Origin of the sequence: Rossellomorea aquimaris (assembly GCF_008180865.1) — a bacterium.
GTDB classification, from domain to species: domain Bacteria; phylum Bacillota; class Bacilli; order Bacillales; family Bacillaceae_B; genus Rossellomorea; species Rossellomorea yichunensis.
The window spans coordinates 504,007-524,613 of sequence record NZ_VTEX01000003.1 but is presented as its reverse complement, the minus strand read 5'-3'; the positions used below and the strand labels follow the sequence as shown (position 1 = coordinate 524,613).

At 42.8% G+C, this 20,607-nt stretch carries 17 protein-coding genes and 1 riboswitch; of the genes, 13 read left to right on the top strand and 4 right to left on the bottom strand.

Annotation, left to right across the window (positions count from 1 at the left end; genetic code table 11):
* The first annotated feature begins 10 nt into the window (after positions 1 to 10).
* From FZC88_RS15155 to FZC88_RS15115, 10 genes are all read left to right on the top strand, one after another.
* Positions 11 to 1,186, top strand: coding sequence for an aminotransferase class I/II-fold pyridoxal phosphate-dependent enzyme (locus FZC88_RS15155; protein ID WP_148995504.1), 1,176 nt, complete (start codon positions 11 to 13; stop codon positions 1,184 to 1,186).
* Positions 1,183 to 2,826, top strand: coding sequence for a M20/M25/M40 family metallo-hydrolase (locus FZC88_RS15150; protein WP_148995503.1), 1,644 nt, complete (start codon positions 1,183 to 1,185; stop codon positions 2,824 to 2,826). The genes FZC88_RS15155 and FZC88_RS15150 overlap by 4 nt, the downstream gene beginning before the upstream one ends.
* A gap of 696 nt (positions 2,827 to 3,522) precedes the next feature.
* Positions 3,523 to 4,083: a competence protein ComK gene (locus FZC88_RS15145; RefSeq protein WP_148995502.1), complete on the top strand. Its 561-nt coding sequence runs from the start codon at positions 3,523 to 3,525 to the stop codon at positions 4,081 to 4,083.
* Positions 4,084 to 4,340: 257 nt separating this feature from the next.
* Entirely contained in the window at positions 4,341 to 5,240 is a 900-nt protein-coding gene (gene murQ / locus FZC88_RS15140; RefSeq protein ID WP_148995501.1) for an N-acetylmuramic acid 6-phosphate etherase, read from the top strand.
* 91 nt (positions 5,241 to 5,331) lie between these two features.
* Positions 5,332 to 6,690: a PTS transporter subunit EIIC gene (locus tag FZC88_RS15135; protein ID WP_148995500.1), complete on the top strand. Its 1,359-nt coding sequence runs from the start codon at positions 5,332 to 5,334 to the stop codon at positions 6,688 to 6,690.
* On the top strand, positions 6,687 to 7,715 hold the full coding sequence (locus FZC88_RS15130; protein WP_148995499.1) for a MupG family TIM beta-alpha barrel fold protein: 1,029 nt from the start codon (positions 6,687 to 6,689) through the stop codon (positions 7,713 to 7,715). The genes FZC88_RS15135 and FZC88_RS15130 overlap by 4 nt, the downstream gene beginning before the upstream one ends.
* Before the next feature lie 126 nt (positions 7,716 to 7,841).
* A complete protein-coding gene (locus FZC88_RS15125; RefSeq protein WP_148995498.1) occupies positions 7,842 to 9,608 on the top strand; it encodes a laminin G domain-containing metallophosphoesterase family protein in 1,767 nt (588 codons plus the stop codon).
* A 262-nt stretch (positions 9,609 to 9,870) separates the two neighbouring features.
* A complete protein-coding gene (locus FZC88_RS24535) occupies positions 9,871 to 9,996 on the top strand; it encodes a hypothetical protein (protein ID WP_262371878.1) in 126 nt (41 codons plus the stop codon).
* A 30-nt stretch (positions 9,997 to 10,026) separates the two neighbouring features.
* Positions 10,027 to 10,111: riboswitch (cyclic di-GMP riboswitch) on the top strand.
* A 257-nt stretch (positions 10,112 to 10,368) separates the two neighbouring features.
* On the top strand, positions 10,369 to 11,835 hold the full coding sequence (locus FZC88_RS15120) for a cell wall-binding repeat-containing protein (RefSeq protein ID WP_148995497.1): 1,467 nt from the start codon (positions 10,369 to 10,371) through the stop codon (positions 11,833 to 11,835).
* Positions 11,836 to 12,013: 178 nt separating this feature from the next.
* Positions 12,014 to 13,135: a sensor histidine kinase gene (locus FZC88_RS15115; RefSeq protein WP_148995496.1), complete on the top strand. Its 1,122-nt coding sequence runs from the start codon at positions 12,014 to 12,016 to the stop codon at positions 13,133 to 13,135.
* Between the two features lie 130 nt (positions 13,136 to 13,265).
* Here FZC88_RS15115 and FZC88_RS15110 read toward each other — a convergent pair whose 3' ends face one another.
* Positions 13,266 to 15,026 carry a M4 family metallopeptidase gene (locus FZC88_RS15110; RefSeq protein WP_397541196.1) on the bottom strand — a complete coding sequence of 587 codons (1,761 nt, stop codon included), beginning with the start codon at positions 15,024 to 15,026 and terminating at the stop codon, positions 13,266 to 13,268.
* Between the two features lie 245 nt (positions 15,027 to 15,271).
* Between FZC88_RS15110 and FZC88_RS15105 the strand changes: the two genes are divergently transcribed.
* The 3 genes from FZC88_RS15105 (at position 15,272) to FZC88_RS15095 (ending at position 17,172) form a co-directional block, all read left to right on the top strand.
* Positions 15,272 to 15,958: a DUF4047 domain-containing protein gene (locus tag FZC88_RS15105; RefSeq protein ID WP_148995494.1), complete on the top strand. Its 687-nt coding sequence runs from the start codon at positions 15,272 to 15,274 to the stop codon at positions 15,956 to 15,958.
* Positions 15,955 to 16,500 carry a signal peptidase I SipW gene (gene sipW, locus FZC88_RS15100; RefSeq protein WP_148995493.1) on the top strand — a complete coding sequence of 182 codons (546 nt, stop codon included), beginning with the start codon at positions 15,955 to 15,957 and terminating at the stop codon, positions 16,498 to 16,500. The genes FZC88_RS15105 and sipW overlap by 4 nt, the downstream gene beginning before the upstream one ends.
* 69 nt (positions 16,501 to 16,569) lie before the next feature.
* Complete coding sequence (locus tag FZC88_RS15095) at positions 16,570 to 17,172, top strand: TasA family protein (protein WP_148995492.1); 603 nt, start codon at positions 16,570 to 16,572, stop codon at positions 17,170 to 17,172.
* Positions 17,173 to 17,281: 109 nt separating this feature from the next.
* On the opposite strand, the gene FZC88_RS15090 is transcribed toward FZC88_RS15095, so the two are convergent.
* The 3 genes from FZC88_RS15090 to FZC88_RS15080 form a co-directional block, all read right to left on the bottom strand.
* Complete coding sequence (locus FZC88_RS15090) at positions 17,282 to 18,514, bottom strand: helix-turn-helix domain-containing protein (protein WP_148995491.1); 1,233 nt, start codon at positions 18,512 to 18,514, stop codon at positions 17,282 to 17,284.
* Between the two features lie 414 nt (positions 18,515 to 18,928).
* Entirely contained in the window at positions 18,929 to 19,519 is a 591-nt protein-coding gene (locus FZC88_RS15085) for an SCO family protein (RefSeq protein ID WP_262371877.1), read from the bottom strand.
* A gap of 65 nt (positions 19,520 to 19,584) precedes the next feature.
* Complete coding sequence (locus FZC88_RS15080; RefSeq protein ID WP_148995490.1) at positions 19,585 to 20,580, bottom strand: aliphatic sulfonate ABC transporter substrate-binding protein; 996 nt, start codon at positions 20,578 to 20,580, stop codon at positions 19,585 to 19,587.
* Between the last annotated feature and the right edge of the window lie 27 nt (positions 20,581 to 20,607).

Genomic DNA, 20,607 nt, shown 5'->3' with positions numbered 1-20,607 from the left:
GTAGAAGCATATGTCAATCACTATAAATGCGCGAGCTCGAGGATTGGTTATACCAGGAATTCGCCAGTTTTCTAATCAGTTGGTATTTTACCCTGATGCTATCAACCTTACTGTTGGACAACCTGATTTTCCTACGCCAGAAGCGGTAAAAAATGCAGGAATCAGGGCCATTCTCTCAGATCAAACCGGTTATTCCCATAATGCCGGCTTACTTGAATTGCGAACCGCAATCAGGGACTTCTTCGCGGATCAGTATGGGTTGGACTATGATCCGGAAACGGAAGTGGTTGTAACAAACGGGGCAAGTGAAGCAATCGATTCTGTTTTCAGAACGATACTGGAGGAAGGGGACGAGGTTATCTTACCGGCACCTCTCTACTCTGGTTACGAACCGATTATCACGATGTGTGGAGCAAAAGCCGTTTATTTAGATACATCAGTCACTCAATTCAGGCCTTCTCCAGGAAACTTGGAAGCTTTAATCACGGATAAAACGAAAGCCATCTTGTTTAACTATCCATCCAATCCAACAGGTGTCACCTTGTGTAAGGAAGAAATGGATGAACTGGTAAAAGTGATAGAGAAGCATGATCTGTTCATTATTTCAGATGAAATCTATAGCGAGAATGCTTTTGAAGGAGAGCATCACTCCTTCGCGTCTTATACAAACTTGAAAGATCGATTATTTCTTATCCATGGGTTGTCGAAATCTCATTCGATGACAGGCTGGCGGATTGGATTTGTGCTGGGACCACGACCTGTTATGGAACATGTTGTGAAGGTGCATATCTACAATGTCGTTTGTGCATCGGTGCCTGGCCAATTTGCTGCAATCGAAGCATTATCGAATAATCGCCATGTCCCAGCTGAAATGAATTTGGCCTACAAAAAGCGACGGGATTTTGTCTACAAACGTTTGGTGGAAATGGGATTTGATGTGATACTTCCCAGGGGTGCCTTCTATATTTTTCCTTCCATTAAACAGTACAAACTTTCTTCCCTGGAATTTGCTAATCGCCTATTGACGGAAGGCGGGGTAGCCGTCGTTCCCGGTAGCACCTTCACGCAATATGGAGAAGGGTACATTCGCATTTCTTTTGCCTATAGCATGGAAGTATTGGAAAAAGGACTGATTCGTTTAGAGAACTGGTTGAATCAGCAGCATAAGAAGGAGGTTATATCATGAGACAGTGGGGGACGCCTGAGTCTTTACGGGCATTATTGTGTGAGCTGGTGAGTTGGCATAGTCGAACCCTAACAGAAGGAGAGTTGGATTTCCCCGTTAGGTTGAATGAAAAAATGAAAAACATCCCTTATTTCCATTCTAATCCCGAGTTGCTTAAGCTGGGAGCTGCAGATTTTGGACGCCAGTTTTTAACCGCTTTATACAAGCATGAAAAAGCGGACAAAACGATTGTGTTAATCAGTCACTTCGATACGGTTAGTACAGAAGAATACGGAGAGCTGGAAGCACTCGCTTTCAATCCGGAGAGCTTAACCAGGGAACTGAAACAGTATATTGATGAACTGCATCCCGAAGCCCAAAATGATTTGCGTTCCGGGGACTACCTATGGGGACGTGGGATCATGGATATGAAAGCTGGATTAGCCATTCATATGGCCATCTTTGAAAAGGCAGCCCATGAAGACTGGCCGATCAATCTTGTCTTATTAACAGTACCGGATGAAGAGGTCAATTCATCCGGAATGCGTTCAGCAGTCGCTGTATTAAATGAATTGAAAGAAGAATATGACCTTGACTATACTCTGTTTCTAAATGGTGAACCGGTATTTTCCCAGAAACCTACTGATACGGCATATCACGTGTATTCGGGATCAATCGGTAAAATCATGCCATCCGCACTCTTTTATGGAAGAGAGACTCATGTTGGTGAACCTTTAAGTGGGATGACTTCATCTTTTATTGCATCATTTCTCACTCGGAAAATGGAATGGAATCCTCTATTCAGAGAAACAGAATACGGAGAGAATGCTCCTCTTCCCATTACACTTCAGCAAGAAGATTTAAGGCTTAATTATTCTGCACAAACTCCATATGGAACTGTCGCTCTATATAATGTCTTTACAATGAAACGAACAGCCGCAGATATCATGAACTTATTTGAGCAGGTTGCAGTGTCGGCAGCGGAGGAATGCAATGAATGGTATCGTCAATTATGTGAACGGGAGGGGATTCCTTCTATAGGAAAGGTTTCAGTCCTTCGTTATTCCGAGCTGGTTGAATATGCTGAAAAGAAGCTGGGGAATGATTATATCGAGGCTCTGAAACATGATATAGGGATAAACCAAGGGGATGATCGTGAGAAATCCTTTCGAATTGCCGATACTCTCCTTATTAATTGTCAGGAGCTGACACCTGCCATTGTACTGATGTTTACGCCACCTTATTATCCTGCTGTCAATACGTCTGAGAATCCTTTGGTGTTAAAATGTATAGAAAAAGTAACGGAAGCAGCTAAGGAGCAATTTGATCTGCCTGTCGAACAAGCACATTATTTTAATGGAATATCGGACCTTAGCTATGTGAACTATCAGGATAATAATAAAGGCTGGGCTGTATTTGAAGAAAATACCCCTGTTTGGAATACCACATATAGCATTCCATTTAAGGAAATGAATAAGTTAGAGGGTCCTGTTCTCAACGTAGGGCCATTCGGAAAAGATGCCCACAAACGTACAGAGCGTTTGCATGTGGAAAGTGCGTTTGTGAAGACTCCTATTTTTGTGGAAGAAGTGATCATGGAAGTTATGCGGTTTAAAGAGCACAAAGAGAGTAATATTGGAATGTGTAAAACTCATGGCTGATGTTTATTTGTTAAGAGGCTGGGACAAAAGTGTTTTAGTCTAAGTAAAGCACGAACAAACCTGCTTGCTTTTAGGCAGATTTGTTCGTGTTTATTATTTGTTTTCGGTACATTTGATTTTAGCTATTTCCAGCGGTTGATTGGAGTGCAAGACGAAGACTCCTGCGGGAAAAGTAGCTTATGTGAGACTTGTCCAGCTATAGGGCTTAGAGGCAAATGTCATAAGTCAGATCGTCCATGAAGGCAAAGAACGCCTTCAAGGCCGATCCGCCTTATGCCAACCGCCTCTGAGCGAAGCCCCTCCTCTTTTCTGCCCGCAGGCTTGCCGAGGAGGCTCACGGGCTACCCGCGGAAAGCGTAGTCTTGCACGGAAATCATTAGCGGTATTAAGAACTTACACTTCTATTGTTCGTTTTAATATCGTGTTTTTTTAGTTTTAGGTAATGCATTTAGAGTTAATGACAAAACGACAGAAATGAATGAACAGGCCGATCATTTTTTTAATATTTAAAGGAACGGGTTTCGACACTATCTCCCAGGAAATAATCCATTTCCTCAAATTATGAGATTTTTCTCGAAAATATACAAATATAAATGGAAATTTTCTGTCATTAGTATATAATAGTAATAAAGTCTCATATATAAGAAGATTCTGATAAATGAGACTTTATTAAAAAGGAAAAGGAAGGTGTTTTGATTGAAAGATTTAGAAGTGCTGGTTACTCGAAGGACTGTGGCGATTTGTCCTGCTTATGATGGGATTCATCGGTCAATTATGTATGACTTCTCGGGGAGAAAGACGTTCAGCAAAAAGTCAGTAATGGAGATTTTAGACGATTCCTGTATGGCTTACCGGTCTACATATGACGGCAGGATCAAAGCCGTCCGCCATGCTACCAAGTATTTACGAAAGACACCTCTTATGATCTGCCCGCAGGAATACATCTATGCGATACCCACAATGGCTCCAACCGACTATGATTGTATCTGGTTATTCTGCCAGCATATTGAGTCCATTTCCACTTCAGAAGGAAAAACATACATCCGGTTTACGAATGGCGAGCAGTTGGAAATCAACTGTTCGGAAAAAGTGATCACCAAACAACGTGAACGGGCGGCTGCCACCATGAATCACTTCGCAACCTTACCATCCCGCAGAGCTATAAGAAGGACCGAAAGCGAACTATATCTTCCAGGATTTCACCCAGGTATGCTTGATTCCACAGACATATCAAATGATTCACAAATCGATTTTTGAGGGGCGGACCTCTGAGTATAAAAAACGAAATCATTAAATAATCAAAAACAGGAGTAGGGTGATTATACCAACTCCTATTTGTCATTTTCTTTTACCTTTGCCCCTTTCTTGAAAACTTCTCCTCTATTACCATAAACATTATTGGTCTATTCTAAAATAAAATTTCATACAATAAAAAATACAATTGAAATTTAATTTCAAACATGATTATAATAGAATTAATGAAAACGCATACAGATTTCTGGGAGGAATAACTTATGAAAGATCAATTTTTTGAATTATCAACAGAGAAGGTTAATCAGAATACGCTTGGAATCGATACAGCGAGTACAGGTGAGATTCTCCGCATGATGAATGAGGAAGATCAAAAGGTCGCTTCAGTTGTTCAAGAAGTGATTCCCCAAGTTGAAAAAGTAGTAGATGATGTTGTGAAATCCATCTCTCAAGGCGGGAGATTGATCTATATCGGTGCAGGTACGAGCGGCAGGCTGGGTGTGCTGGACGCGGTGGAATGTCCTCCGACCTTCAGTGTGAGCAGTGACGTCGTCGTCGGATTGATCGCCGGCGGGGAGAAAGCATTCGTGAAGGCGGTTGAGGGAGCAGAGGATGATGAAGAGTCAGGCGTATCGGACCTGAAAGAAATCGGGCTGACGCAGGCGGACACGGTCGTAGGGATTGCAGCGAGCGGACGTACCCCGTATGTCATCGGCGGTTTAAGGTATGCAAGGGAACTGGGTGCTACAACGGTTGCCCTGTCTTGTAATACAGGCTCGAAAATTTCTGCTGAAGCGAAGCATGCGATTGAAGTAGATGCCGGACCGGAAGCCTTGACCGGTTCCACTCGATTAAAAGCCGGAACTGCACAGAAAATGGTCCTCAATATGATTTCGACAGCGGCGATGATCAAGCTGGGTAAGGCTTATGGGAACCTGATGGTCGATGTGAATATCAGTAATTACAAGCTTGAACAGCGAGCGATCGGAATCATCGAGAGTATCACAGGTGCTGACAGAGAAACGGCAGCAGCAACTTTAAAGAAAGCGAACAACGAAGTGAAACCTTCCATTGTGATGATCACTCTTGGCTGTGGCTATGAAGAAGCAAAGAGCCGATTGGAAGATGCCAATGGTTATGTTCGATTAGCTATTGAAAAATAGGCTTTTTGTATAGGGGTACTTGTCCAGGACTTTTCATAGAAATAGAAGGGGAAACGGAATACAAAGCAAACTTGAAAGGGGAAGGTGAAAAATGACGAATAAAGAATTGGCTGGCCTTATTTTAGAGCGGTTTGGCGGTGCTGATAATATAGCAAGCTATGAAAATTGTATGACCAGACTGAGAGTGAAAGTATATAACGAAGATCTGGTACAAAAAGCAGACATCAAGAAGATCGAAGGAGTATTAGGATTTGTAGAAGACGAAACGTATCAGGTGATTTTGGGACCGGGTAAGGTTAACAAAGTGACAGAAGAGTTTGGCAAGCTGGTATCAGCAGGATCAGGTGATGTTGACCTGAAAGCTCGTGCTGCGGAACAAAAAGCGGATTTGAAAAAGAAGAACAGCACTCCATTTAAATTACTCCTGAGACGAGTGGCAAATATCTTCATCCCGCTGATTCCTGCGTTGATTGCGTCAGGATTGATCACAGGGTTTACGAAGTTCTTCGTTCAAGCCGGCTGGTTAAATGGTGAGTCACAGCTTGTGATGATGCTCTCCATTATAGGTAGCGGATTATTTGGTTACCTGGGTATCCTTGTCGGGATGAATGCTGCGAAAGAATTTGGCGGGTCAGCGGCACTTGGCGGGTTGGCCGGTATTTTGATCATCAACCCGGCCATTGGTGATGTGACGTTATTTGGAGAAAATCTGCTTCCAGGCCGTGGCGGACTGATCGGGGTATTGATTGCAGCAACTTTCATGGCGTTCGTGGAGAAAAATGTACGCAAAGTTATTCCGCAGGCCGTGGACATTATCGTTACACCGACCATTGCGTTACTTGTCACAGGATTATTAACATACACGGTATTCATGCCTGTAGGTGGATTTATTTCAGATTTAATTACGAACGGACTCCTTTCATTGATTGAAATGGGTGGATTAGTCGCTGGATTTGTACTTGGCGCCACCTTCCTGCCACTCGTCGTAACAGGACTGCATCAAGGATTGACACCGGTTCATCTGGAACTGATCAACACAATCGGGGACGATCCGCTTCTTCCGATCCTTGCAATGGGTGGAGCAGGGCAGGTCGGAGCAGCTTTCGCCATCTTTATGAAAACAAAGAAGAAGAAGTTGAAGGGAGCGATTGGCGGAGCTCTTCCTGCAGGGATGCTTGGAATTGGTGAACCGCTTATCTTCGGTGTGACGTTACCGCTCGGAAGACCATTCCTGACGGCTTGTTTAGGTGCCGGATTCGGTGGAGCTTTCCAAGCATACTTTGATGTCGCGACATTTGCGATCGGGGTATCAGGATTGCCGCTTATTTTCCTTGTGAATGCAGGAGAAATTCTTTACTATACTATCGGACTTTTAATTGCCTATGCAGCGGGCTTTGCTATCACGTATCTGGTTGGCTTTAAAGACGAGATGGCGAGTGAGTTCGAATGATCGGAATCTCCGTCTATTTATCCGACGAAGGAGCCGAAGAGAGAATTCTTCGCGCTTCTTCATCAGGTATGAAGCTTGCGTTTACCTCTCTTCACATTCCTGAAGAGTCGGCGTATAGCAAAGAGCATGTCAGTCATCTTTTATCCATTTTCAAAAGGGAAGGGTTTGAAGTGTTTGCTGACGTATCGAAGAACACTCCCTCTTTTTTAGGATTGAGCCATTTTGAAGAGTTAAAGGAATTGGGTGTGACGGCTCTTCGGCTGGATGATGGATTTACCACGGATGAAATGATGGAGTTATCCCGACATTTTCAGATTGCCATCAATGCCAGTACGGTTGGGGCAAGGGAGGTTCAAGAGTGGATCTCATGCGGACTGGAAACAGGAAGCATGATTGCGTGGCATAATTTTTACCCTAAGCCAGAAACGGGATTGGATCAGGCTTACTTTATGAAACAGCAAAAACTGTTTGAAGCTCTAGACATCCCGGTTTATGCCTTTATCCCGGGGGACGGGGAAAAAAGAGGGCCGTTATACAAAGGTCTCCCAACTTTGGAGGATCATCGAGATCAAAACCCTTATATGAGTGCCATACAATTGAGGCACTGCGGCATCCAAGGTGTATTCATAGGCGACCCCGGTTGTTCCCAGGAACTAATGTGTAAGCTAGTGGAGTATGATCAAGAAAATGTAATGGAGCTTTCGTATGAGGGCAGCGGTGAAATCGAGGGGGAATATCAACTCAGACCCGATCCGGGAAGAGATGTGTATCGACTACTCGAAACAAGGACGAATGGCGATGTTCCTCCTTCAAATACCGTAGAAAGACCACGTGGCACCATCACCCGGGACAATAATCTGTATGGACGCTATAAAGGGGAAATGCAGATTGTCCGAAATGATCTGGAGAAAAACCCTGCTGTGAACACAGTCGGCAGAATTCGTGATGAAGACCTTGATCTATTGGAATTATTGGAGCCTGGTCAAAAGATCCGGTTGGTAAGAGGGACGGACCTCAGTCTGTGAAATACTTGTATAAAAAATCTTCTAATGATTTGTTCATTAGAAGATTTTTTTTTGTTTCAATAGGATACATCTTCTTTTCGACACGGTCCATACTAATTAAAAAACGCTTGTAAAGGAGGGACGACATTGAGATTAGACAAGAAACACATGCTATTCATAACGGGACTGGCTGGTTTGATGGTTCTACTTTGGGTGTTGTTCCCTCCTGTCATTTCCGGACGGGACATGGAAGAGAGAGGTCCTTCTACAACCATCGCCGCCCATTGGATCTTCTCGAAGGATCATATTCAATCCGGAACCATCACCGGGAAGGATCTGGTGATGAAAGACGTAAGTGGCAACACCAATCATCTCCGGTTAATTAACCTTGAAGGCTCCAATCAAAAGCTTTCTTTCATCCGCTGGTCGGAAGAAGATTACGAACAAAAGGATGCGGTTCAGACCTTGCAATTTACTCACAAAAAAAGTGAAGCTGGTGGTCAATACTTTCAAACGGGCAAGGATGCCCCTTTGAATCATAATCGCTTTAAAAACGGATATACGATCGAGGTCTTATTCAAACTGCCGAAACAGTTCTCTCCGAAAGACCACGGTGGAATGGGCATTATGTCAAGGGGTGGAGAGCGCTCCAACTTATCAGTATCCGACTTTAGACAAGTCCAGTGGGAAAGCCATCCCTTAAATCTTCAACGCAGCGAGACAGAATGGTCTCTTGCCCTTGATAGTGAAGAAGACTGGTATCATGTAGCGGTCGTCAATGATGGGAAGAATACCAGCATCTATATAAATGGAGTGGCCGACTTCCGGCACTCAACTGCTGAAATGATCGGGATTGATTTGGCAAAAGGAAAGGGATGGAATATCGGGGCATCAGAAAAAGCAGACGCTTTGTTTGCAGGGAATTTACAGGAAATCCGCATAGCCGATCGATCTCTTCCCAAACAAGACTGGCTTATCCAGCATAAGTCCGGTGACCACGTCAAAAATGGGTCCAATCAATATCAATCATTACGAATGAAAAAGAAAAATTATTCCTTTCTTTTTGTTCCGGATCCACAAAAAACGGTGCGTTATAAACCAGAAATTTTCAAAGAACAAATGAGATGGATTTCAAAGAGATATGAAAGGTTAAACATCGCTATGACCGCTTTCCTGGGAGACATGGTCGATCAAAGCGACTCGTTGGAGGAATGGGTCCACTCTTCTACAAGCGTCGGGATCCTCGACCAGAGAAAGGCACCGTATGTGACGATTGCAGGAAATCATGACTATGGTAAAGGAGATCCTTATCTTAAATATTATGGGTCAGGGCGTTTTTCGGACAAATCGTATTATAAACATTCTTCCCCAACTGGTTATAGTTCGTATTCCATCATTAAAGCGGGAAGCTATCATTACTTATTCCTATCCCTCGACATGGAACATATGAAGGAGGATATTCCCTGGGCAAAAAAGGTTCTAAAAGCACATCCAAAAACACCCACCATCCTTCTTTCTCATCAAATCCTCAACATAGAGGGGGCCACTCCCATAGAGACAGAGAGGGGGCTACTTGCCTGGGATGAACTGGTCCATCCTTTTAACCAGGTATTTATGACGGTCAATGGCCATCACCATGGCTCCACTCACAGAATGAAACAAAATGCAGCAGGTAATCCCGTTTTACAAATGCTTGTCGACTACCAGTCAAGCTATCACGGGGGTAATGGGTGGATGAGGTTTGCAGAATTCGATGAAGGAGACAAGATGATTTCGTTTAAGACCTATTCCCCGTGGGTGGATAAACTTCCGAGGCCGCAGAAAACGTATTTTGATGTGGCGTATTTAACAGGGGGGCGCGATCAATTCCAGATATCTTTTGATTTTGAGGAGCGGTTTGATTTTGCCCGGTGATCAATGGGGTTGAAGCTGGAAGTATACAAAAGAAGCATGAGGAGTGGTGCTTCATGCTTCACAAACCTGAAATTTGAAATTTATTCCACACCCCCCACAGAAAGAGAAACCATGAATTAAGGTGATAATAGTCCTGAAGTGAGAAAGTTGTCGATAAGTATTTCTATCTATATTATAGATTATTCTGACTTTTCTATTATAATGTAAATATAAGTAATATTTGTTAATATTTAAAATTGAGTGATTACAAGGGGGGTTGCGAATGCCAGGATATTATATGAAGGAAGTATGGACACCGTTAAAGATACTAGGCATCAAGATTTTTAGATCTGAAGAAAATGGTATCTTTATGAAGGTCCTCCAAAAACCAAGAAAACGTATTTTCTAAAACTAGTATTACAAATACTTCTAAAAACGCGTATGATAAAGGCAAACCCATTGAAAAATGGCGACGCAAAGCTATAGGGCTTTAATCCGGGATACGATGCCAGCCAGCTACCGTGTACGCACCTGATTAAATTAATTCGTTATTTACGATTCTTTCCAAGCATACTCTACTTTCCCATTCAAACACATTCTTAAATATCTTTATCTTCACCTCACCATTTCTATTATAACTCTTCCAATTTTCCAGAAAATAAAAAAGCAGATAGAACGATATTTTCACTTTACAATTCACCTTTCCAAAATAATATAGGTATGTAAACCGACATATTGTTGGAGCGTTACATAAATTTTTAATTCGAAGGGGGCCGGGATTATGAAGAAAATCAGTATCGGTTTAATTGTATTTCTATTGATCTTCTGCTTTAGTGTTTCACCTTCTCTTGCCGCAGGTTCGTTTGATCACCCAACAATAAAGGAAGAAATTCAATCTCTCTCCAAGAAACAATCTTCAACGATACTTAATAACTCAACCTTCACTAGACTGAAAGAAAAGATGACAGGATTAAAGAAGTCCGATGAAATGAGATTAATGGGAGAGGTGTATGAACAGGAACCCAATGATTATCCTTACCAGGCTGACTATATCCGCCTCGACGACATCGTATATGGCACCTTTGGGTGGGCTGAAGACTTGGATTTTTATAGCTTAGATATTGATGAAACGCAAGATATGTATATTTACGGAACGACATTGACAACTTTCAATGATCTGGGATATTTGCTTTTCACCCTGGAAGGCGAGCCGGTTTATCCTGATGAATGGCTGGAAGATGGAAGCGATAATCTCCAGATTTATTATTCTCTGCCTCCAGGCTCGTATTATCTTGCAGCCACGGATCTTAATATGTTTGGCGGGGACGGAGTATATGGGTTAACCGCATTCACTGGGGAAGAAACCGTAGATAATGTGTATCGGATCTACGGAAAAGACCGGCACGAAACCGCCATTGAAATCTCAAAGGTTGGATGGCCTGACGGGGCCGAAACGGTTGTGTTGGCAAGAGACACCACATTCCCTGACGCTTTGGCAGGTGCCCCATTCGCTTATCAAAAAGATGCTCCGATCCTATTAAATCCAAAGGATAGCTTAAATGGCAAGGTGAAAGAACGAATAAAAGAATTAGGTGCTAAGGAAGTTGTTATCCTAGGTGGAGAGGGTGCAATATCAGCTAAAGTTGCAAAGGACCTAAAGAATAACGGATTGGATGTCCGTCGAATCGGAGGAAAATCACGATATGAGACTGCGGCAAACATTGCAAAAGAATTAGGGTATTACGATCAGGCAGTCATTGCATACGGTGGCAATTTTCCTGATGCCTTATCCATCGCGCCTTATGCTGCCTCCAATGGAATACCAATTCTGTTAAGTCCTACTGATGAATTAGCGAATGAAACGAAGGAAGCTCTGAAGTCTGTGACTGACACGATAATTGTCGGAGGGAAATCAGCCATTTCCGATGGAGTCCAAAAACAACTCGCTAATACGAATCCTGTACGGATTGCTGGTACCAATCGTTATGAAACATCGGTCAACATCGCTACACAGCTTGAAATGCCAGGAGACATCATCACGGTTGCGACAGGTCAAAACTTTGCCGATGCATTGACTGGGTCCGTACTTGCTGCTAAATACTACGAACCTATCATCCTTGTAGAAAAAAATAAAGTTCCCGACCCGGTTCGAAAGTATATTTCAGATAATGGAACGTGGTACTACACTGTTCTCGGAGGGGAAGGTGCCGTTTCTCAAAAAGTTGTAGAGGAGCTCAGCGGTTTATAGGTTATATCAGCAAGACCAATGATCACGCCTAGGGCGGTCATTGGTCTTATTTTTTATCCATTTCAGGAGTCTGCAACTGTATTAAATACCAAATGACTATCATCCTGTCCTTCTTTTTCTGTTATGATGATATCAACGAATATTTCGACAATAACCGGAATGAAGGGACTGCCATTCAATGACAAGTGCTTCTGCCATGCTAATAGAATTTCTTGAAAATCATTCAGACGAATTTTTACATAATTGGCGAAAGAGTATCGTCATTTCAGATAATGATTTGTATAAAGAAGAAGTGTTGAATAACGGGGTGAAAATGTTTCAGTTAGTGAAACGTGCGATCGAAACGCCCCTCAGTGAAGAGGAAATCACCTATCTCGCCTATAAGACTGCCCTGGAGCGGGTGAATGCGAATGTGAATATAAGTGAGTTTGTTTATAACGTGAATGTCGGGAAAAGTATCATTATCAAGTGGGTGAGTAATTCCGGAATTGAACTTCGGGACTTGCAGCCCATCATTGAAGAAATCAACGCGCTTTTCGACCGCTTCTCCTACTTGGCCGTTAGAAAATACACGGAAATTAAAGAGCAGCAGCTCCAGGAAAAGGAGTTGTATATCGATCAAACCCATAAAGAACGGTTGACGATCCTGGGCCAGATGAGCTCAAGCTTCGTCCATGAATTCAGAAACCCGCTCACTTCTATTATTGGGTTTACTAAGCTTTTGCAGAACGGCTATCCCGACCTACCGTATCTCGATATTATGCAGCATGAGCTGGAGCAATTGAATTACCGGATCTCCCAATTCCTCCATGTATCGAGAAAGGATTTGATTGAGAGTACAAGGGAAGAGATCATCCTGACAGATCATCTGGAAGAGACCATTGAATTTCTGTATCCGAGCCTACTGGATGGTGATGTATCCATCGACTTTCAATGCGATGCAGCCATAAAGGTACTGGGGAACAGGGATGAGCTTAGACAGGTTTTTCTTAACCTCATCATGAACTCCATCGACGCTCTTCAGGAAGTGGAGGGACAACGTCAAATCACGATTTCATGCGAAGTGGAAGCAGGTAAGACAAAACTTCAAATCTCCAATAATGGTCCCCGGATTAAAGAAGAAACAATAGAAGCCATTTTCGAACCTTTTTACACGACAAAAGACCTCGGAACGGGAATCGGTCTCTATATTTGTAAAAAGCTGATTGAAAAGCATGACGGGGATATCCGCTGTCAGTCGAACGATGAGTGGACGACGTTTACGATCGGGATACCTGTGGAATTTAATGTAGTTATATAATCGTGTACCGGTTAACGGTGCCAGGCTCAAAAGATTGTTTTTGGGCCTGGCACCATTTTTGTATTAAAGTTAAAAAAACTGAACCGGCAGAATCAAGTCCCGCCAGATCAGCTCTAAATTCCACTCTTACTTACTCCACACCCACCGCATCATAAGCCGCTTCAACAGCCTTAACCTCTGCAGAAGACTCACCATTTCGGTCAGGATACAGGTCTCTCGCAGCCTGCACAGCGGCTTGTCTCATTTCACTGAAGCCTGATGAAGCTGTCAAATAAAGAGTCAAAGCTCGGTAGTAGATTTTCTCTGCCTTCGCTTTGCCGACTCCCGTCACCGTTACACCATGGTGTGTTCCACCATCGGTTAACAAGTAAGCAGCTTTATTGTTGATGGAGCTGTTGATATGAACGCCGCCTTTATCCAGTTCCCCTAAATAGCGATCGTCATAGTGATCAGGATAGTAGCCTGACTCTGTATATCCACCGATGTAAACAGAAGCGGGATCCTTCATGTCACGAAGGCCGTCACCTGGTGTGTTCGGCGTCCAAATATCTTCTCCGAGCAGCCACAGGTCGTCGCCTGTTTTGTTTTCTACGAATGCTCCAAGAATATCTGCGATCGATTCGTTGATTGCACCGGATTCGTTTTCATATATGAGATCAGCTGTTTTATCGATGACACCGTGAGTCATTTCATGTCCGATGACATCCAGTCCGCCTGAAAGGGAGATCATGCGCTCACCGTCGCCATCACCGTAAAGCATTTGCTTCCCATTCCAGGCAGCATTGCTCCATTTTTCCCCGATGTGAACGGTGGAAACAAGCTTCATCCCATTGTTATCCAACGAATTACGTTGAAATTTAGTCTTGTAGTAATCATATACTTTCCCTGCATTCACATGGGCAGAAACGGCAGCCGGATCATAGAAGAAGTTTCTTGGACTTGTTACTTCAAACCCTGTTAATCCTAATAAAGCTGAAAGGAGGATGAATGTAGTCGGTGGCATCTGATTTGCTTTAAATGTGTGAACACCATTGGCGCGAGTGCCGTCGAATAGATAATGGGATCCATTCGACAGATCCTTTACAGCATTGAACGTATGAAGGTTTCCAAAGATGTCCATCCCTCTCGCTTGAGCCGGTTCTGCGACAGGAGGAAGTGCTCTCGCTGAAGCTTTAACAGAACTTGTTGCTGCAACTGTTGGGCTCGCTTTAAAGTCTTTTGTTGCTTCTTGAATTTTATTGAAGTGATTGATGACTTCGCCGGTGGTCGCATCCACAAAGTAGTGGAAATAGCCGGGAGCCGGTACGGATGTCGATGCTTTTACTAAATAAGATAGAACATATTTTCCTTCATGGGGGTAGATGATCAATTCCGACTCGATTCCATCATAGGCATCGACTTTGCCGATTTCACCATCAATGCTTGCCTTCACTGTTGCCAGTGCTTCTTCTTTAGAGATGGCTGCTTCTGTTGAGACTGCCGACTTTGATAGATTTTTAGAAATTTTACCGAAGAACGCTTTCACATCATTGTTTAAATCAAGTGCGATTGTTTGTTCAGAACCATATACAGGAACCCCGCCCAACTGCTCGACTGTTCTAAAATGATAGGAACCTGTTTGTTTGTCGGCTTCTTGTTGGATGATCTTGAATTGATCCTTCACCGCATCAAGGGATACGATGGTTTTCGCTTGTGGATTGACGACCTTCGCTTGTAGGAATTGATACAGCACATCTTCTTTCGATAATCCTTCAGGGGCATCCCACGCCTCTACTATGTAGGAAGGACTGCTCTTCACTTGATCATTCGCAAGCACGTTGTAGCCTGGTGCTGCAAGACTTCCAAATGCAATGGAAGTCGCAATCAACACTGGCAGTGCTCTCTTCTTCATCTTCTTTTGTTTCAAACCAATCACCTCTCCGAAAAAGTAATGTAGAACACCTTCAATTATTCAGAATAATCAAATCTTGGTCAATTGGGTTAATGGGATTGGCTCTATAGAGGGGTCTTTAGATGGGATCTGACATTCTTACTGAAAAAACGACCCCGATTCGACAAGAAAATGACCCGATTTACAATCCTCGCAGGCTCTTATACGATTAGTACCAATGAAGCAGTCAAGGAGGCGTCGGCGAAATGAAAGGACGTTTCAGTAAGATCATCATTCCAGGTCTATTAATATTGAATCTATCACTAACCGTTCACTTAATGGGAGAAACGGAAGCTTCCTTTTCGAGTCAGAAGTCGCCTGAAACCATGACGTTTTCTGCGGCATTCGTGTTTCCTTCAACTATTAAGCAGCTCGAGAAAAATGCAAGATACCATGTCAGTGAGATTGAGAAACTTTATAGGGGATATCAGGAGTTGAACCAGGATGAGGCCCTTCTTTTAAAAGAAACATTGGTTTCTCTTGATCAAGAGTTACAAAGGCTCTATAGGGAGTTAGATGGTTATTATCAACAAGCTTTAAAGGACCCGGAAGAGTTCAATTATGCAATAAAAGGATTTGGTCGGGTGGACAAGCTGATAGTGGAATTGGATTCTTCAAAAAGATTGTCCCAACTACAATCATATATAGAGAGTTTGAAAGAGGAATCTCAACAAGAGCCTCCCAAGCAAGTTGAGGAAGAGAAGGTTGAGCCTCCTGAACCCGAGGCCGAAGTTGATCAGGATTTTACTGGTGAAGGAGAGTCTGAGCCGGCAGTCATTGAAACTGAATCCGAACCGAAGACTGACACAACCGAAGAAGGAGTAGAATCAACTATTGAAAACTCTGAAACTACTATCGAAAACAACCATGAACCAGGAGGCGGGTCACTATGAAGAAAGTATTCTTAATACTCAGAAAAATAATGGTCGGCATATCATTTTTCCTATTCTGTTCACTTGCTTTCATCGTTCTATCATCAAAAGCATCAGGTGGTGAGCCTACCATCTTAAACCATCAATTTAAAGTCGTTCTATCAGGTTCCATGGAGCCAACCTTTCAGACAGGATCCATCATTGTAATTGAGAAAGCCAAGAACAATGCTGCCTATAAAAAAAATCAGATCATCACCTTTCAATCCGAGGATAAGTTAATCACCCATAGAATCATCGATACGAAAGAGAGTAACGGGCAAACCCTGTATATCACAAAAGGGGACAACAATGACGCCCCGGATCGGGATTATGTGCTATCTCAAAACATCGTAGGAAGCTACAAGGATTTTACCATTCCATACTTAGGCTACATGGTAAACTATGCTTCATCCAAAATCGGATCTGCCCTTTTGCTTTTTATCCCGGGGTTACTGCTGGTCTTATCAGCGGCAAGGTCCATCTTTGTGACATTAAAGGAAGTCGAAATGAAGACCACTGGTTGATCCTATTATTTGTTGACAGAGGCAAATAGTAGATTAATAAATAGACACCGCAAAGGGAGGAAGAAAAACATGAGTTTTGCAAAGAAGGTAAGCAAGGGAGTATTAACGGCAGCATTAGGATTTTCATTAATGGGTGGAGGTACATACGCATATTTTAGCGATACAGTTGAGACTCAGAATACGTTCGCAGCGGGTACATTGGATCTGGCCGTGAACCCGGAAGTCGTCGTCAATGTGGAAAACATCAAGCCTGGTGATGAAATCCAGCGTGAATTCACATTAGAAAACAATGGAACATTGGATATCTACAAAGTGCTACTGGGGACGAGCTATACAGTTGACGATGCCATGCTGAATGGAGCTGCAAACGCAGATGACATGGCCAAGCATATCAAAGTCACCATCATGTACAATCAGGGAAGCGCGTATTCACCGGTAGTGGAAACCTCCCTATATGAACTGAAAGATCAAACACCGGATCTTACGGCCATGAATACATTCGTAGGCAGTGAAGTCGTTCCTGATGGTATTCCGGCGGGTGGCAAAGAGAAAATCATGGTCCTGTTCGAATTCGTGGATAACGGAGAAGACCAAAATGAATTCCAGGGAGACGCCCTGCAAGTGAATTGGACGTTCAATGCGGAGCAAGGAGAAGGGACGCTTCATGAATAAGTAATCTAAAACCCTGGGAGGGATTCCAGGGTTTTATTTTTAGTGTTCCAGGTGTAAATCCAGCAAGTTGTACCTGGTACACTTGTTATGACATGTGTGCTTGGCGCCGCTATCTCATTAATAGATTCGATAATTGAACCGCTTTTTTAAACTCCTCGGATTCTACGTAATATTCATAGAGTACCTTCCCGAATCTTTCAATCAACAACACATTCTTCGTTTCAAAAAAATAGGGCAGTGCTTTGTTTTCGAGATAAGAAAAGTAGTCATCGCTCTTATTGTCCATACGGAGAGAAAAAAGTTCAAATAAGGTAATGAATAGGGTGCTGTTTGCGCTTTTGCTTTCTGATAAACCGTGCTGGATGTGTTTCTTTATCAATTTTGAATGTACAAGATTTCCTTCGATGCAGGCATCCGTATAATTACATAATCGCCGCAAATAAGGCATAGACCCTTTTTCAGCCAGATCCAAAGCTTCTTTAAAGCATTTTTTGGCAAGGGCATATTCTTCACGATTGTAATACTCATACCCTAAGTTATTTAAGAGAGTCCCTTTTTGATCTGAATACCCAAGTGAATCACTGTCCTGAATCAGGCTCTGATACCTTTCCACCAGATCTTCAAATTCGAGATACATCTCACTGCTGAGCTGAAGGAGCATTAAGGACTCAGCCTTGATTGCACCGGAGTAATTATTCGTCTTTTTAAAATAACTGAGGGATTTACCGGCGTGAAAGTAGGACATTACTTTATTTCCGATACAGTGATAAGCAATCGATATGTGATAATGGCATTCTTCATTTTTGTATTCATCCATATCTATCTTCTTTAAAATTTGCACGGCTTTTTGCTGATTTTCTTCCGTACTGTCTTTAATATAAATAATGCCTTGAACGTGATGGAGCAGATTGGTCTCATAGGCTGTGAGAGGGCTTGAACCCCTTTGGATGGAATCCAGAATGTTCGAAGAAAGGTCATCTTTATTATGTAGAATATAGTACCTCGCCCTAAGTAAGTGATAATAGACTCCATATTTCGAGGACTCAAGAAACGGAGACTTTTCAAGTTCGGATTTCATTTGTTCCACAAGATTCATTCTCCTCATGATGATGCTATTATGCCAGAGTTGAAGCTGCTTTTCGACTTGGTGAAAAGAGGTGATTTCGTGATGAATATCGATTCCCAGCCGTTCTGAAAAGAGTGAAATAATATCGTCAGAATAAGCCGTTTTACCCCTCTCGATCTTACTGACATGCGTCGTTGTGCATATCCCTTCCCCCAATTGAGACTGGGTGAGACCTGCTTTCTCCCTATAAAATCGAATAATTTCCCCTGTGTGCATGGGGAACCCCTCCTTTTAAAAATCCCTTTATAACTAGTATTTGGTAGGGTGAGGTGTTTTTCCTGCTTTGGGCGTAGTGGTGAAACTTAAATGAGTGGTATGGCATGGGTTTTGGTGGAATTTGGGTTGAGGGAGGAGGTAGGGAAGCATCAAGAATAAAGATTAATCGACATGAAGGATCAATTATTCGATAAACGGATCAATTATTCCCAATTCCAGATCAATTATATGAAATAAGGATTGAAAAAACCAGATAAGGATTAATCTACCGTGAAAGTGGATTAATCCTTATGGATATGTGGAATTATCCTTCTAGTTCAGACAGTTTTCTCCGAAAATAGTGTTTAATTACATAAGAAACCAACTTAAATACGTCATTCCATATAAAAACCTTCTCGATTTAACTCGAAAAGGTTACTTCAACTTCTCAATATCCTCAATGATCTCTTCATATGGAGGATTGGACACCCCTTCATATTGCTTCAGCAGAACCCCATTTTCACTCACTAAATAAAATGAAGTTCCATGAACAAACTGATCAGAGCCTTCCACTTGGGCAGCAGGAGTTTTAAAGGAGATATTGGCGAAGGATTCAATCTCGTCACGGGAGTATCCCGTTAAAAAACTCCAATTCTCATCATCCATTTCATATCGGCCACTATATTCCTTCAACACTATAGGAGAGTCATGTTCGGGATCCACACTAATCGATACCAGCTGGACTTCCCCATCCAATCCCGCTACCCTTATCTTCTGTTGAAGCTTTGACATATTCGCTGTCATCGGAAGACAAACGGTATCACAATTCGTAAAGATGAAATCAGCAATCACAATCTTTCCCCTATTGAGCTCACCTAAAGACGTAGTCTCCCCATTCTGATCCACGGCAGCCAAATCACCAACCTCTACTTTCATAGGAAAAGACTCTTCAACATTTTCACCCTGGCAGCCAGCCAAGAAGAAAAGAGACAAGGCAACCGTAGCAATCATACATTTAAATCCCACTCCACTTCCTCCTTCTGAAACAGAGGTCCGTCCCTCACGCCAGAAGAGGGACGGACCTTGTCAGGTTAGTCTATGAATTGTTTGTCAATCAAATCAGTGAATTCCGGTTTTTCTTTCAGGAACTTCAGTTCATAGGATGAGTCGGCAAATGCTTGAACGGCATCTGAGTCCACTTTGTAAGTGAAACCGATTCGTTCCCATGCCTGGTCGACGACTTCTTTGCTTAGTTCTTGGCCGGTTACGTCTTTCACATCTTTAATTGTGATTTCTTTTGCTTCTTCCGGATTTTCTGCGATGAAAGAAGTTGCTTCTTTATGAGCGTCTACGATTTTTTGAATGGTATCCGGGTTTTCTTTCACGGATTTTCCAGAGGCTACAAGTACTGAAGCAGGAAGTGTTTCACCGAATGAAATTTCGTCATGATCGATGATGATGTTGGCACCTGTTTCCTGTTGAATCACAGCTGCCCAAGGTTCCGGCGCTACGGCAATATCGACTCTCCCTGATTTTAGCATGTTGGCATATTGTGCCGGGTTTCCTGTTACGTGTTTCATGGTCCCACCGATACGCTGAGATTCAATGCCATGTTCTTTCAAGAAGGTTTCGACCTGAACATCATGTGTGCAACCGACTGCGGGGGTGATGAAGGATTTACCTGCGAAATCGTCCACGGTCTTCACGCCGCTTTCCTTACTTGCCAGAACCACCGTTCCACCAGTAGATCCCCCACCGATGATTTTCACGTCAGCCCCTGTCATGTAGTTGTTCATGGCTGGACCAGGTCCGACAAGACCCGCATCAATTTCGCCTGTTTTCAAAGCGGTCATAAACGATGAGCCATCCGGGAAGGTTTTATATTCAATCTTTGTACCGTCACTCAACTTCTCTTCATAAAATCCTTTGTCCTTCGCAACCATAGCGGGAACGTGGTTAATATTAGGGAAGTAACCGATGACGACCTTCTCGCTTACGTCTCCGCCTGAGCTTTTTTCAGTACCGCAGCCTGCCAAAACACCTAGGAATGTAAAGAAAATCGTCATGAGTAGAAATGATTTTTTCATTTTGTAACCTCCTGTTTTTATTAATGA